Here is a 13,512-nt window from a genome sequence, read left to right on the forward strand (position 1 = left end):
GACATTCTGATGAGGCTCTAGGAATAAACTGTAATTGAATCATTGTGTTCCTGAAGGTTCATTCGGGATTATCTGTCCAGCATGATTAACGGCGTATACTCTGACGTGTGAGCGACGCTGATTTCAGCCTGGTAGAGGTTCCTCAGTGCGGATTCTGTCAGAACCTCCCGCGGGCTGCCGTTATCCACTACCTGGCCTTTTTGCAGCAAAATGATACGGTCTGCATAACGCGCCGCCAGATTGAGATCATGCAGTACGCAGCAGACGCTAAACTGCCGCTCTTGCACCAGTTGGCGCAGCAGGCGAAAAAGATGCTGCTGGTGGTGAATATCAAGCGCCGAGGTAGGCTCATCGAGAAATAACCACTTCGGTGACGGCTCCGGCTCCCAGAGCTGGACCAATAACCGAGCCAACTGTACCCGCTGCTGCTCGCCGCCTGAGAGGTGGCGATAATCACGGGAAGCCAGTTCGCTACAGCCGCACAGCGCCATAATGTGTTCGGTTTCATCGCGTGGATTACGGGTGCGATGCGGGTGGCGGCCCATACGAACCACCTCCATCACACTAAAAGGAAAGGCCATATGACAGTTTTGGCGCATCACCGCGCGCGTCGTTGCCAGCGCTGCCGTTGGCCAGTCATTTAAAGGGCGGCCAAACAGTGAACAGTGGCCACTATCAGGCTGGAGATAACCGGTTAACTGGCGCAGTAGCGTTGATTTCCCCGCGCCGTTTGGCCCGAGTATCGCCACAATTTCACCGCCGGGCAGCGCCAGCGAGACATTGTTGGTCAGGCGACGCCCGTTAATACTGAAGGTCAGATTCTGGGCGTTAATCATAATGCTCTCCGGGTACGCAGGATCAACCATAAAAAGTACGGGCCGCCAATCAGGCTGGTTAACAGGCCCACCGGCATTTCAGCAGGCTGGACGAGCGTGCGTGCCAGCGTATCAGCCACTAGTAAGAGACAGGCACCGGCAAGCGTTGAACAGGGTAGTAGCCAGCGGTGATCGGCGCCGATGGTCATGCGAATCAGGTGTGGAATTACGAGGCCGATAAAGCCGATAACACCGCTCACTGACACCGCCGCACCCACTAATAATGAGCTTAGTAGTAAGAGTTGCTGGCGTTTACGTTTAACGTTGACCCCGAGATAATGCGCTTCTTCATCGCCAAGCTGGAGAAGGTTCAGAGTGTTCGCCAACCAACCGGTGGCAACCATCGCCGGAAGGGCAAATGACGCCGCGACCCACAGCGTTGGCCATTGTGCTTGCCCCAGGCTACCCATCATCCATAGCGTGAGTTGTCGTAGCTGTTGTTCGTCCCCCACGTAGCTCAGCACACCAATCGCCGCCCCGCACAGAGCGTTGATGGCAATCCCCGCCAGCAAGAGTTGCATCATTCCGCCGTGCGTGTGACGCAGGCTTATCAGAAAAATCACCGCGCAAACCACCAGACTGCCCGCCACGGCGAAAATCATCTGTTCATACAGCAGGAAAACCGCAGGGAGCGAAATGGGAAACACGATCGCCACACCAACCATTAGCGCAGAACCGCTGCTGACGCCAAGCAGGCCGGGGTCGGCCATCGGGTTTCGAAACAGCCCTTGCATAATCACGCCCGGCACTGTTGCAAAGTTAGCGATGAGGCAGCCTTTTGTCTTATTCAAAGGCCTTACATTTCAAAAACTCTGCTTACCAGGCGCATTTCGCCCAGGGGATCACCATAATAAAATGCTGAGGCCTGGCCTTTGCGTAGTGCACGCATCACCTCAATACCTTTGATGGTGGCGTAAGCCGTCTTCATGGATTTAAATCCCAGCGTGGCGCCGATTATCCGTTTCAGTTTGCCATGATCGCATTCAATCACGTTGTTCCGGTACTTAATCTGTCGGTGTTCAACGTCAGACGGGCACCGGCCTTCGCGTTTGAGCAGAGCAAGCGCGCGACCATAGGCGGGCGCTTTATCCGTGTTGATGAATCGCGGGATCTGCCACTTCTTCACGTTGTTGAGGATTTTACCCAGAAACCGGTATGCAGCTTTGCTGTTACGACGGGAGGAGAGATAAAAATCGACAGTGCGGCCCCGGCTGTCGACGGCCCGGTACAGATACGCCCAGCGGCCATTGACCTTCACGTAGGTTTCATCCATGTGCCACGGGCAAAGATCGGAAGGGTTACGCCAGTACCAGCGCAGCCGTTTTTCCATTTCAGGCGCATAACGCTGAACCCAGCGGTAAATCGTGGAGTGATCGACATTCACTCCGCGTTCAGCCAGCATCTCCTGCAGCTCACGGTAACTGATGCCGTATTTGCAGTACCAGCGTACGGCCCACAGAATGATGTCACGCTGAAAATGCCGGCCTTTGAATGGGTTCATGTGCAGCTCCATCAGCAAAAAGGGATGATAAGTTTATCACCACCGACTATTTGCAACAGTGCCTGAATATCCGTTTGAGCAGCAGGAAAAAGCCAAAAGCGCGGCTGATAAAAAACGCATTACGCAGAAGCTGAAGCAGACGGCTTTTGCGGGGGCGAAGAACTATCAGTACGTAATGAGCGAACAGCCTGAAATGCGCAGCATCCAGCCGGTTCACGTCTGGGATAACTACCGCTTTACCCGGTTTGAGTTTCCGGCCAATGCGGAGTTACCGCAGGTCTACATGATCTCGGCCAGTGGCAAAGAAACGCTGCCTAACTCTCATGTTGTGGGTGAGAACCGCAACATCATCGAGGTGGAAACCGTCGCTAAAGAGTGGCGTATTCGTCTGGGCGATAAAGTCGTTGGCGTTCGTAATAATAATTTCGCGCCGGGCGCCGGTGCGGTAGCAACCGGTACGGCTTCCCCGGATGTGCGCAGGGTTCAAATTGGGGAGGATAACTGATGGCCCGTAAAAGTGTCGATGTAGATCAGGAACTCGATGAAAACACCGGAGACGGTGAATTTGAAAGCGAGCGTGGCGGATTTAATGGCAGTAACCGCCGTTCGGCTCCTGGTATGAAAGCCTTTGTCATACTGATGGCGCTGCTTGCTTTGGTATTCATCGGGATTACGGTCATGGGTAAAATTCGCGCCCCGGCTAAAGCTGAAGCTGATAAAGACGGTGGTAAAGCGCAACAGGCCAATACACTGCCAAACTACAGCTTTAACAGCGATCCTGATGTTAATAAACCTGCAACTGCGCAGAATAGCGCCACTGATGCCCGTGCTGTGCAGGCTGCCGCACAGGCAGATGCAGATGCGGGCAGCAGCAATACCGGCGCGCGTACCTCTAATAAGCGTAAAGAACCTTCGCCTGAAGAACTGGCTATGCAGCGTCGTCTGGGCGGCGAGCTGGCCCAGACTAATCAGGCGGCTACAAGCAATAGTCCCGGAGTGCAGCCCCAGGACAACGAAACAAGCGAAGGTAGTTCAGCACTCGCTAAAAACCTGACTCCTGCAAGGCTGAAGGCTAGCCGCGCTGGAGTCATGGCTAATCCCAGCCTGACTGTTCCGAAAGGCAAAATGATCCCCTGTGGTACCGGCACCGAGCTGGATACCACTGTTCCGGGTCAGGTTTCCTGCCGGGTTTCACAGGACGTTTACTCAGCTGATGGACTCGTTAGGCTGATTGATAAAGGCTCATGGGTTGACGGGCAGATTACCGGTGGTATCAAAGACGGCCAGGCGCGCGTGTTTGTTCTCTGGGAGCGTATCCGCAATGACCAGGACGGAACAATCGTTAATATTGACAGTGCCGGAACGAACTCACTCGGCAGCGCGGGGATTCCGGGCCAGGTGGATACCCATATGTGGGAGCGTCTGCGTGGTGCGATCATGATTTCGTTGTTCTCTGACACCTTAACGGCGCTGGTTAACCAGACGCAGAGTAATAACATTCAGTACAACAGTACAGAAAACAGCGGTGAGCAGCTGGCGTCTAAGCACTCCGCTCTTACATGTCTATCCCCCCTACCCTCTACGATCAGCAGGGTGATGCGGTGAGCATTTTTGTTGCCCGCGACCTCGATTTCAGCGGCGTTTATACGCTCGCAGACAACTAAAAAAGTGGGCGCTTAGCGCCCGCTTTTCTTCAGGAGTAATCATGACTGATGCAGCTTTCTATCAACTTGGCCCACTGCGCGAGTATTTAGAAGATCCTACTGTTTTTGAAATTCGCATTAACTGCTTTCAGGAAGTTATCTGTGATACGTTCAGCGGCCGCAGGGTTGTGCAGAACGCGGCAATTACGGCAGATTTTATTAGGAACCTTGCTAAATCGTTGGTGAGCAGCAACAAGCTGACCATGCAGGCCATTAATGACGTGATCCTGCCTGGCGGGATCAGGGGCGTTATCTGTCTGCCCCCTGCGGTGATTGACGGTACAACGGCCGTAGCGTTTCGTAAGGATTTGGCGGCCGATAAAAATCTGGAGCAGCTGACCCGCGAGGGGATTTTCAGTGACTGCCGGAAGATTACCGGCAGCAAGCAAAGCCTAACGGATGATGATTTTTTCCTTAAAGAGCTGCACAGCAGCGAAAAATGGCCCGCATTCCTGCAAACCGCCGTTGAGAAGAAACGCACTATCGTGATCTGCGGTGAAACCGGGTCGGGGAAAACGGTACTCACGCGCGCGCTGTTAAAATCGCTACATAAAGACGAGCGTGTAATTATTTTAGAGGACGTTCACGAAGTCACGGTCGATCACGTTGTAGAAGCCGTTTATATGATGTACGGCGATGCAGGAAAGATCGGCCGCGTCAGCGCCACTGATGCCCTGCGAGCCTGTATGCGTCTGACACCGGGCCGTATCATCATGACTGAGCTTAGGGATGATGCTGCGTGGGATTATCTTAAAGCACTTAATACCGGCCATCCAGGCGGTGTTATGTCAACGCACGCTAACTCTGCGCGCGATGCCTTTAACCGTATTGGGCTGCTTATCAAGGCGACCCCTATCGGCCGTATGCTCGATATGAGCGATATTATGCGAATGCTCTACTCCACCATTGACGTTGTGGTGCATATGGAAAAGCGGAAAATCAAAGAAATTTATTTTGACCCTGAATATAAAATGCAGTGTGTGAACGGGAGCCTGTAATGAAAAACTTAGCAACCTGGCTTCTGGCCGCAGCATTTACGACAGCCGCCCTGCCCGCCTTTGCGGTGGAACCATCCGTTCAGGTTGGCTACTCGCCTGAAGGAAGCGCCCGCGTTCTCGTCCTGAGCGCCATTGACTCCGCAAAAACCTCGATACGGATGATGGCTTATTCTTTTACCGCCCCGGATATTATGAAAGCACTGGTAGCAGCCAAAAAACGGGGAGTTGATGTGAAAATCGTAATTGATGAAAGGGGCAATACGGGGCGCGCCAGCATTGCGGCCATGAACTACATAGCGAACAGCGGCATCCCTTTGCGTACTGACAGTGATTTCCCTATCCAGCATGACAAGGTGATCATCGTGGATAATGTGACCGTTGAAACTGGCAGCTTTAATTTCACCAAAGCGGCCGAAACGAAAAACTCGGAGAATGCGGTGGTGATCTGGAACATGCCTAAGCTCGCTGAATCATTCCTCGAACACTGGCAAGACCGCTGGAATCGGGGGAGAGACTACCGTTCCAGCTACTGAATACTGACCGCCAAAAGGCGGTTTTTTTGTTCAAAGAAACTGATCTCAGTATCGCGCCCGGGGCAGCTGGCCAACGTCGCCGGCATCGCGCCGGCAAAAATCGAAAAACAGAAATATCAGCAAGATAGCTTAAACAGGTGTCGGGAAATTTCGTTGAGATATTTTGAAGGAATCACAGTGTAAGCAGGCGCTTTTTCAGGGAGGCGCGTTCTTGCGGGTTGCGTCCCTTGTGATTGGCGATGCGATCCGCCGTGGCGGCCTGGCGCTTGACGGGCCAGTAGGAGCGGCCATCCTTGCCCATCGACCAGACGCTGCTGGCCTGGTTTTCCAGCAGGGGCAGATGGGCGCTCAGGGCTTCGGGCGACGCGCTGGTCAGCGCCGTGCGCTCACGGGTGCGCCAGCGCTGATGCCAGAGCTTCTTGTCCTCGCGCTCGCTGCCGCAGGTCGTGTGCCCGACGATGGGTGTTTTGCGGCGGCTGCGGCTCATAACGTAGTGGTCTCCAAGAACATTCAGGACTGATCCCAGGCGTCGATGGTCAAGACCTGATCGGCAGGACAGGCGGCTACGCGGTCGGGAACTGGATGGTGTTCAGTCTCATGCCGACCCCATTCGATTGATCGCGTCGCTCGCGGCACGCTGCGACGCAAGGAGGTTTGCGACCTGGTTTAGCAGCCGTGTCCGCTGCATGTCTGTTACCTATCTCCCCGACCGCTCATTGGACCAACTCCAGAGATTGGGCTCTATCGCTCAGCCAATACGAAACCGGCATTGGCTGATGCCACAACCGAGACTAACACAAATGGCTCGGTACCTGTATTTCGCGCCCCGTGCACTTGGCCCGGTCTTGCCACGGCTATCTCACCTTCCCTGAGGGCACGAACAATCCCATTGCCCTGAAAGTAATCAGCCATTCCCGACAAAACAGTCCACGTGTCTTGGCCGTGAGGATGAATGTGAGCCGCAATTTCCTGCCCGGGATGGACATGCCAAACCACGATAATTGAGTCTCGGGTTTCAAGCACAACGGAACGAATAGGCTCGCCTTCGGACGGCTGAACATACTCGGCTACAGAAAATATTCTCGATTCAACAGTCATCGGAGATCCCTCTTTCACAGTTGTCGTTACGGTCTTCATCGTCGGCATCCTGACGCACGGCGGGCAATTGCTGGAGCAACGCCGGCAGCCATTCCTGTACCGTCTCCCACACCACATCGAGGTTGATGTCGAAATAGCCGTGAGCCATGCGATTACGCATATTGCGCATGCTGCGCCACGGCACGTCGGCATGCGCCTGGGTGAACTCGACGTAGCCATCCATCACCTTTGTGGCCGCCTCGCCGATGACGATCAGGCTCATGATGACGGCCTGCTGGGTGCGCTTGTCGGCCAAGAAGTCGTCCTTGGCCATCCCTTCCACGAAGCTGCGCGCATCGGTTGCGGCCTGCTGAATGTGGTCGAGGTAATCGGGCAGGCGGTTCTCGCTCATATCGGTTGCGCCTCCGCGAGCACCTTGGCCCGGAACTTCGGCGGCAGGTCGCCGGGAGTCAGCAGATCGACGTCAACGCCGAGCAGCGATTTCAGTTCTTCTTCCAAATCGCCCAAGTCCAACAACGTGGCACCGGGCAGCGCATCGACCAACAGGTCGAGGTCGCTGCCATCCCGGTCGGTGCCATGCAGCACCGAGCCGAAGACGCGCGGGTTCGCGGCGCGAAAGCGGCCTACCGCTTCACGCACTGCGCTTCGCTTCATGTCAAGCACAACAGACGGTCGCATGCGCATCCTTTCTTATCGAAACTCGTTGAGATGATATGCAATCAAGAATAGAATTTCAAGAACTATTTTCGAGAATCGCAATGCCTTGATTCCCGTGCCGCGCCGGTTGCCTTGGCGGGCTTGTCACAAACCTACGTTTTCAAGAAGAAGGAAACCGCATGCCCCGCCGTTCGATCCTCTCCGCCGCCGAGCGCGAAAGCCTGCTGGCGTTGCCGGGGTCGTCTCAGAAAACGGAATCTATGGTCACTCCCGTTTTTGCAACACCGATTTTGACGACAAGTTGGCTTGCTTGAATCTATCCGGCGTCTGAATGGGATTTTATTCCCGCGCCTTGATGAGTTCCGCGCCTGATGAACCTCCAGAAAATATACGGCTTCAATGAGCCTTTCCGTTTTACAGGTTCCTCAACAGGCCGGTGGGCCGTTAGTATCATCAATATCAGTATTCGCAAAACCAGATCAGTAATTCTTTAAACCGGTGTATTTCTGCCGTTATGCTACATAAGTTTGCTGTCGTGCCGTTAGGGCCCAGGCTATTCTGGCCAGCTTGTTTGCCAGAGCACAAGTGACGACAAAGTTGCTTTTCCGGCACAGTAAATCCCTGACCCAATCGGCCAATTTGCCAGACTGGTGTTCCAGTTTTTGTATGAATACCCTGGCACATTGAACCAACAAAGTTCGGATCTTTTTATTACCTCGCTTACTAATTCCCAGCAATGTCGTCCTACCTCCCGTGCTGTACTGCCGAGGTACAAGCCCTGTTGCCGCCGCAAAGTCACGGCTGCTGGCGTACTGCTTCCCGTCGCCAATCTCAGTTGAAATAGTACTCGCTGTCAGTGTTCCGACGCAGGGAATGCTCAGCAAGCGCTGTCCAACCTCATCTTCGTCCAACTTTCGTTTCAACTGGGATTCCAAATCTTTAATCTGCTCAACAAGATAGTGATAATGCTGTTGTAATTTCAGCAATAACTGGCTGAGGTAAAGAGGCAAACTATTATCCTCAAGAATGGTACTCAGTCGGCTAATAACGGCAGCTCCTCGGGGAACGCTAATGCCAAATTCCAGCAGAAAAGCATGCATTTGATTGGTTGTTTTTACCTTATCCTGAACCAGGGATTCACGGACACGATGCAGAGCCCGCATTGCCTGCTGAGATTCCGTTCTGGGCTGCACAAAACGCATAGACGGACGCGATGCAGCTTCACAAATAGCTTCGGCGTCGACAAAGTCGTTTTTATTGCTTTTAACGAACGGGCGGACAAATTGTGGTGATATCAGCTTTGGGGAATGCCCCAACTCTTCCAACTTGCGTGCCATAAAGTGAGAACCGCCACAGGCTTCCATTGCGATGGTTGTAGCGGGGCATGTCGCCAAAAATTCGATCAACTTTGGCCGGGTAAATTTTTTACGGTAAACAGCCTTCCCGCGACGATCCTGGCAATGAATATGGAAAGAGTTTTTACCCAGATCGATACCAATGAGCGCAATGTTTTCCATGATAGTTCTCCGAATGAAAGCCTGTCCTCAGCATAGTACCGGGAAGGAGGGAGTGACCATCTCATTAAATAAAGCACGCTAAGCCGGTGGCAGCGGTCGCAATGGCCTAAACTTCCCCGCACCGACCTTGGCGCTGCTGCGCCATAGGTAATCGCCGGTCAGGTTGATGTGCTCCCACCCCAGCGGCGACAGATATTGCAACAATGTGTCGTCCAGCGCCGTGCCGTTGCCACGCAAAGCACTGGTGGCACGCTCCAGATATACCGTGTTCCACAACACGATGGCCGCCGTCACCAGATTGAGGCCGCTGGCCCGGTAGCGCTGCTGCTCAAAACTGCGGTCGCGGATTTCACCCAATCGGTAGAAGAAGACCGCCCTGGCCAGCGCGTTGCGCGCCTCGCCCTTATTCAGCCCCGCATGGACGCGGCGGCGCAGCTCCACGCTTTGCAGCCAATCCAAAATGAACAGCGTGCGCTCGATGCGCCCCAGCTCGCGCAACGCCACGGCCAAGCCGTTCTGGCGCGGGTAGCTGCCGAGTTTGCGCAGCATCAGCGAAGCCGTTACCGTGCCTTGCTTGATGGAGGTGGCCAGCCGCAGAATTTCATCCCAATGGGCGCGTATTTGCTTGATGTTCAGCCTGTCGCTGCTAATCATCGGCTTGAGCGCGTCATAGGCGGCATCGCCCTTGGGGATGAATAGCTTGGTTTCGCCCAAGTCACGGATACGCGGCGCGAAGCGAAATCCCAGCAAATGCATCAAGCCAAACACGTGATCGGTGAAGCCTGCCGTGTCGGTGTAGTGTTCCTCGATGCGCAAGTCCGACTCGTGGTACAGCAGGCCATCAAGCACGTAAGTTGAATCACGAATGCCCACGTTGACCACCTTGGCACTGAAGGGCGCGTACTGGTCGGAGATATGGGTGTAGAAAGTCCGTCCTGGACTGCTTCCATACTTCGGGTTGATATGACCAGTGCTTTCTGCTTTGCTGCCGGTTCTGAAGTTCTGGCCGTCCGACGATGACGTGGTGCCGTCACCCCAGTTGCCGGCGAAGGGTTGCCGAAACTGCGCATTCACCAGCTCGGCCAGCGCCGTCGAATAGGTTTCATCGCGGATGTGCCAGGCTTGCAGCCAAGACAGCTTGGCGTAGGTGGTGCCAGGGCAGGACTCGGCCATTTTGGTCAGACCCAGGTTGATCGCGTCGGCCAGGATCGTCGTCAACAGCAAGGTTTTGTCCTTGGCCGTGTCGCTGGTCTTCAGGTGTGTGAAGTGGCGGGTGAAGCCCGTCCATTCATCGACCTCCATCAGCAACTCGGTGATTTTGAGGTGCGGCAGCAGCATAGCTGTCTGGTCGATCATGGCTTGCGCGGCGTCTGGTACTGCCGCGTCCAGCGGCGTGATCTTCAGGCCTGACGCGGTGGTGATGATGGCATCCGGTAAGTCGTTGGCCGCAGCCATGCGGTTGACTGTGGCGAGTTGCGCCTCCAACAATTCCAACCGGTCATGCAGGTATTGGTCGCAGTCGGTGGCCACTGCCAGCGGCAATTCGCTGGCCAGCTTCAAAGTGGCGAACTTCTCGACCGGCACCAGGTATTCGTCGAAGTCCTTGAACTGGCGAGAACCCTGCACCCAGACATCACCGGAGCGCAGCGCGTTCTTCAGCTCCGACAGGGCGCATAACTCGTAGTAACGCCGGTCGATGCCGTCGTCGGTCAGAACCAGCTTTGCCCAGCGCGGCTTGATGAATGCGGTTGGCGCATCGGCGGGCACCTTGCGCGCGCTGTCGCTGTTCATGCCGCGCAGCATGTCGATGGCATCGAGTACACCCTTGGCGGCGGGCGCAGCCCGCAATTTGAGCACGCCCAGGAACTGCGGCGCGTAGCGGCGTAGCGTGGCATAGCTTTCACCGATGTGGTGCAGGAAATCAAAGTCGGCAGGCCGCGCCAATGTTTGCGCTTCGGTGACGCTGGCGGCGAAGGTGTCCCAGGGCATAACGGCCTCGATGGCGGCGAACGGATCGCTGCCGCTTTGCTTGGCCTCAATCAACGCTTGACAGATGCGCCCATACATCCGCACCTTGTCGTTGATCGCCTTGCCGGAAGCCTGGAACTGCTGCTGATGCTTGTTCTTGGCCGCGTTGAACAGCTTGCCGATGATGCGATCGTGAAGGTCGATGATTTCATCGGTGACGGTGGCCATGCCTTCGATGGCCAGCGCTACCAGCGTGGCATAGCGTCGTTGCACCTCGAACTTTGCCAGATCAGCAGGCGTCATCTGGCCACCTTCACGAGCGATTTTGAGCAGGCGGTTCTGGTGAACCTGCCGCTCGATGCCTGCGGGCAGATCAAGTGCTTGCCAGGATTTCAGGCGCTCAATATGTTCGAGCATGTGGCGAGAGTTCGGTTTGGCAGGCGACTGGCGCAGCCATGCCAGCCACGTCACTTTACTGCCGTCCTTGCGCTTGAGAAGTTCGTCCAGGCGCTGACGGTGGGGTGATAACAAAGAATCGGTCAGCGCCGCGTAAATGCGTCGGTTGGCACGGGTGATGGCCTCGGCGCTTGCGCGCTCGATGGCATTCATGGCGGGCAGGATAATGCTCTGCCGCCGCAGATTCTCGACAAGTGCGCTCGCCAGCACGATGCCTTTGTCGGTCTGCAAGGCCAGCTCGGTCAATGTATGCACGGCTTGCCGATAGTGGCTCATGGTGAAGGGCTTGAACCCAAAAACCGTTTGCAGCTCGACCAAGTGCTCCCGCCGTGTCTGTTCGCGCTGGCCGTACTCGCTCCAACTTTCCACTGGCATCTTGAGTTGCGCGGCCACCATGCGCAACAGGGGCGGAAACGGAGGCTCATCGACGCCCAAAAAGGTGCCAGGGAATCGCAAGTAGCAAAGCTGCACAGCGAAGCCCAATCGATTCGCGGCGCCGCGACGCTGACGGATCACCGACAGGTCGGTTTCGTTGAACGTGTAGTGCCGTATCAGTTCGTCTTTGGCATCTGGCAGTGCCAGCAGGCTTTCGCGCTCGGTGGCGGACAGGATTGAGCGGCGTGGCATGGTCAGTCTTCCCGCAGGTACTGGTACAAGGTTTCGCGGCTGATGCCGAAGTCACGGGCCACCAAGGTTTTTTGGTCGCCTGCCGCAACTCGCCGTTTCAACTCGGCAATTTGTTCGCTGTTCAGCGATTTCTTTCGTCCCCGGTAGGCACCGCGCTGCTTGGCCAGCACGATTCCCTCGCGCTGACGTTCGCGGATCAGGGCGCGCTCGAACTCAGCGAAGGCTCCCATGACCGACAGCATCAGATTGGCCATCGGTGAGTCCTCGCCGGTGAACTTCAGCCCTTCTTTGACGAACTCCATGCGCACGCCCCGTTGTGTCAGCCCTTGGACGATGCGGCGCAGGTCATCAAGGTTGCGTGCCAGCCTGTCCATGCTATGCACCACCACGGTGTCGCCCTCGCGGACGAAGGCCAGCAGCCTTTCCAGCTCGGGACGCTGGGTGTCCTTGCCAGAAGCCTTGTCGGTGAACACCCGCGCCACCTGAACACCCTCCAATTGCCGTTCCGGGTTCTGGTCGAAGCTGCTGACGCGGACATAGCCGATGCGTTGACCTTGCAAGATGCCTCCAAAGGCAAAAGTGTCAGGATGAAATCTATTACCTTTGACGGAATATGTCAATCAATAGGAAATTTAACTCTATTCTGACATCGTTTGCACATGGCATCTGACATCAAGTTAGGGTATGCCTCAATCTGACGGCTGCGAACCGCCAGGGACAGGCGCAATGTCAGATTCTGTCGCGGCCTTGGCGCGTGCCTGGAAGCGTTCATAGCAATCCAGCCCGCAGAAATGTTCGACGTATTCCGCGCCTTCCGGGGTGAAGGCGGCATCGAGCGGAATTTCTTTGCAGCATACGCAGCAGGTGGTGCAACTGGCAGTGTTCGGGGCGTTTGCGTTCATGGTGGTACTCCTCCAGATTGGTAGCGAAGCTCAAAGCTGCCCACTCTCGGCTGGCTGGGAAGCGGTCATGATCTTCCCTTGAAGGCCCGCAGCAGCCGCGTCACAGACAGGACAAACAAGCCGGTCAGCGTGAGGGCTGCAATACCCCAGTGCTCCCCGATGAACGCGCCGGCCGTCGTGCCGGCTAGCACAATGGCGAGAATCGGCAAATGGCAGGGACAGGTGAGCACGGCCAGCGCGCCCCACAAGTAGCCGGTGATCGGTTTGTGCGTCTCAGACGGCAAGTGCTCTGGGCTGTTCATGGCAGACTCTCCGCGTGCTGTGCCGGTTCGGTTGGCATGGCGGCCAGTTGCATTTCGAGGCTGGCCAGGGCCTCGCGCCGACGCTCGACGAGTTGCCGCAACACGGCAAGCTGCGCAGACGCACCGTCACCGTCCGCAGCATCCAGCGCCCGGCACAGCCGCGCCAGTGCGTCCAGGCCGATACCCGCTTCGAAGGCAGCCCGTACAAAGCGCAGCCGTTGCAACGCGGTGTCATCGAACAAGCCGTAGCCGCCCGTGGTGTACGCGACCGGCCGTAGCAATCCGCGCAGCAGGTAGTCGCGCACGATATGCACGCTCACCCCGGCATCAAGGGCCAGCCGGGACACTGTGTAGGCGCTCATTGAACACCTCCTT

At 56.0% G+C, this 13,512-nt stretch carries 17 protein-coding genes and 1 pseudogene; 5 read left to right on the top strand and 13 right to left on the bottom strand.

The genetic code is table 11. The features are described from left to right. Nucleotides 1-68: 68 nt before the first annotated feature. The 3 genes and pseudogenes from U0026_RS05675 to U0026_RS05685 all read right to left on the bottom strand — a co-directional run bounded on the left by U0026_RS05675 (nucleotide 69) and on the right by U0026_RS05685 (nucleotide 2,376). A complete protein-coding gene (locus tag U0026_RS05675) occupies nucleotides 69-836 on the bottom strand; it encodes a heme ABC transporter ATP-binding protein (RefSeq protein ID WP_062779535.1) in 768 nt (255 codons plus the stop codon). Further along, a pseudogene (locus tag U0026_RS05680) lies at nucleotides 833-1,621 on the bottom strand (FecCD family ABC transporter permease); the annotation flags it as partial. The gene U0026_RS05675 and the pseudogene U0026_RS05680, both read right to left, overlap by 4 nt. 50 nt (nucleotides 1,622-1,671) lie before the next feature. Then, nucleotides 1,672-2,376 carry an IS6-like element IS26 family transposase gene (locus U0026_RS05685; RefSeq protein ID WP_001067855.1) on the bottom strand — a complete coding sequence of 235 codons (705 nt, stop codon included), beginning with the start codon at nucleotides 2,374-2,376 and terminating at the stop codon, nucleotides 1,672-1,674. 58 nt (nucleotides 2,377-2,434) lie between these two features. Between U0026_RS05685 and U0026_RS05690 the strand changes: the two genes are divergently transcribed. From U0026_RS05690 to U0026_RS05705, 4 genes are all read left to right on the top strand, one after another. Then, on the top strand, nucleotides 2,435-2,881 hold the full coding sequence (locus tag U0026_RS05690) for a TrbG/VirB9 family P-type conjugative transfer protein (RefSeq protein WP_412099021.1): 447 nt from the start codon (nucleotides 2,435-2,437) through the stop codon (nucleotides 2,879-2,881). Beyond that, entirely contained in the window at nucleotides 2,881-3,981 is a 1,101-nt protein-coding gene (locus U0026_RS05695) for a TrbI/VirB10 family protein (protein ID WP_373859629.1), read from the top strand. Before U0026_RS05690 ends, U0026_RS05695 begins: the two co-directional genes overlap by 1 nt. 100 nt (nucleotides 3,982-4,081) lie before the next feature. Beyond that, a complete protein-coding gene (locus U0026_RS05700; RefSeq protein WP_012561144.1) occupies nucleotides 4,082-5,077 on the top strand; it encodes an ATPase, T2SS/T4P/T4SS family in 996 nt (331 codons plus the stop codon). Next, the gene (locus U0026_RS05705; protein ID WP_000792636.1) at nucleotides 5,077-5,610 is read left to right on the top strand and encodes a phospholipase D family nuclease; all 534 of its coding nucleotides are present in this window, start codon (nucleotides 5,077-5,079) and stop codon (nucleotides 5,608-5,610) included. The genes U0026_RS05700 and U0026_RS05705 overlap by 1 nt, the downstream gene beginning before the upstream one ends. A gap of 172 nt (nucleotides 5,611-5,782) precedes the next feature. Here U0026_RS05705 and U0026_RS05710 read toward each other — a convergent pair whose 3' ends face one another. The 4 genes from U0026_RS05710 to U0026_RS05725 all read right to left on the bottom strand — a co-directional run bounded on the left by U0026_RS05710 (nucleotide 5,783) and on the right by U0026_RS05725 (nucleotide 7,386). Then, nucleotides 5,783-6,097 (bottom strand): hypothetical protein, encoded by a 315-nt coding sequence (locus U0026_RS05710; RefSeq protein WP_000091613.1) that lies wholly within the window; start codon nucleotides 6,095-6,097, stop codon nucleotides 5,783-5,785. 254 nt (nucleotides 6,098-6,351) lie between these two features. Continuing rightward, a complete protein-coding gene (locus tag U0026_RS05715) occupies nucleotides 6,352-6,708 on the bottom strand; it encodes a cupin domain-containing protein (RefSeq protein ID WP_000215515.1) in 357 nt (118 codons plus the stop codon). Then, nucleotides 6,698-7,099, bottom strand: a complete 402-nt coding sequence (locus U0026_RS05720) for a HepT-like ribonuclease domain-containing protein (protein ID WP_001293886.1) — start codon at nucleotides 7,097-7,099, stop codon at nucleotides 6,698-6,700. The genes U0026_RS05715 and U0026_RS05720 overlap by 11 nt, the downstream gene beginning before the upstream one ends. Further along, nucleotides 7,096-7,386, bottom strand: coding sequence for a nucleotidyltransferase family protein (locus U0026_RS05725; protein WP_001247892.1), 291 nt, complete (start codon nucleotides 7,384-7,386; stop codon nucleotides 7,096-7,098). The genes U0026_RS05720 and U0026_RS05725 overlap by 4 nt, the downstream gene beginning before the upstream one ends. A gap of 158 nt (nucleotides 7,387-7,544) precedes the next feature. Here U0026_RS05725 and U0026_RS05730 point away from each other — a divergent pair, with 158 nt between their 5' ends. Continuing rightward, the gene (locus U0026_RS05730; RefSeq protein ID WP_255737041.1) at nucleotides 7,545-7,679 is read left to right on the top strand and encodes a hypothetical protein; all 135 of its coding nucleotides are present in this window, start codon (nucleotides 7,545-7,547) and stop codon (nucleotides 7,677-7,679) included. A gap of 198 nt (nucleotides 7,680-7,877) precedes the next feature. Here U0026_RS05730 and U0026_RS05735 read toward each other — a convergent pair whose 3' ends face one another. From U0026_RS05735 to merD, 6 genes are all read right to left on the bottom strand, one after another. After that, on the bottom strand, nucleotides 7,878-8,882 hold the full coding sequence (locus U0026_RS05735; RefSeq protein ID WP_000427623.1) for an IS110-like element IS4321 family transposase: 1,005 nt from the start codon (nucleotides 8,880-8,882) through the stop codon (nucleotides 7,878-7,880). 78 nt (nucleotides 8,883-8,960) lie between these two features. Beyond that, complete coding sequence (locus tag U0026_RS05740) at nucleotides 8,961-11,933, bottom strand: Tn3 family transposase (protein ID WP_126440987.1); 2,973 nt, start codon at nucleotides 11,931-11,933, stop codon at nucleotides 8,961-8,963. 2 nt (nucleotides 11,934-11,935) lie between these two features. After that, on the bottom strand, nucleotides 11,936-12,493 hold the full coding sequence (locus U0026_RS05745; RefSeq protein WP_001162012.1) for a recombinase family protein: 558 nt from the start codon (nucleotides 12,491-12,493) through the stop codon (nucleotides 11,936-11,938). 129 nt (nucleotides 12,494-12,622) lie between these two features. Next, nucleotides 12,623-12,835, bottom strand: coding sequence for a DUF3330 domain-containing protein (locus U0026_RS05750; protein ID WP_000993245.1), 213 nt, complete (start codon nucleotides 12,833-12,835; stop codon nucleotides 12,623-12,625). Nucleotides 12,836-12,900: 65 nt separating this feature from the next. Next, a complete protein-coding gene (gene merE, locus U0026_RS05755; protein WP_001087807.1) occupies nucleotides 12,901-13,137 on the bottom strand; it encodes a broad-spectrum mercury transporter MerE in 237 nt (78 codons plus the stop codon). After that, the gene (merD, locus tag U0026_RS05760) at nucleotides 13,134-13,499 is read right to left on the bottom strand and encodes a mercury resistance co-regulator MerD (RefSeq protein ID WP_001277466.1); all 366 of its coding nucleotides are present in this window, start codon (nucleotides 13,497-13,499) and stop codon (nucleotides 13,134-13,136) included. Before merD ends, merE begins: the two co-directional genes overlap by 4 nt. Nucleotides 13,500-13,512 lie beyond the last annotated feature (13 nt).

Source organism: Kluyvera intermedia (genome assembly GCF_034424175.1).
GTDB classification, from domain to species: Bacteria; Pseudomonadota; Gammaproteobacteria; order Enterobacterales; family Enterobacteriaceae; genus Kluyvera; species Kluyvera intermedia.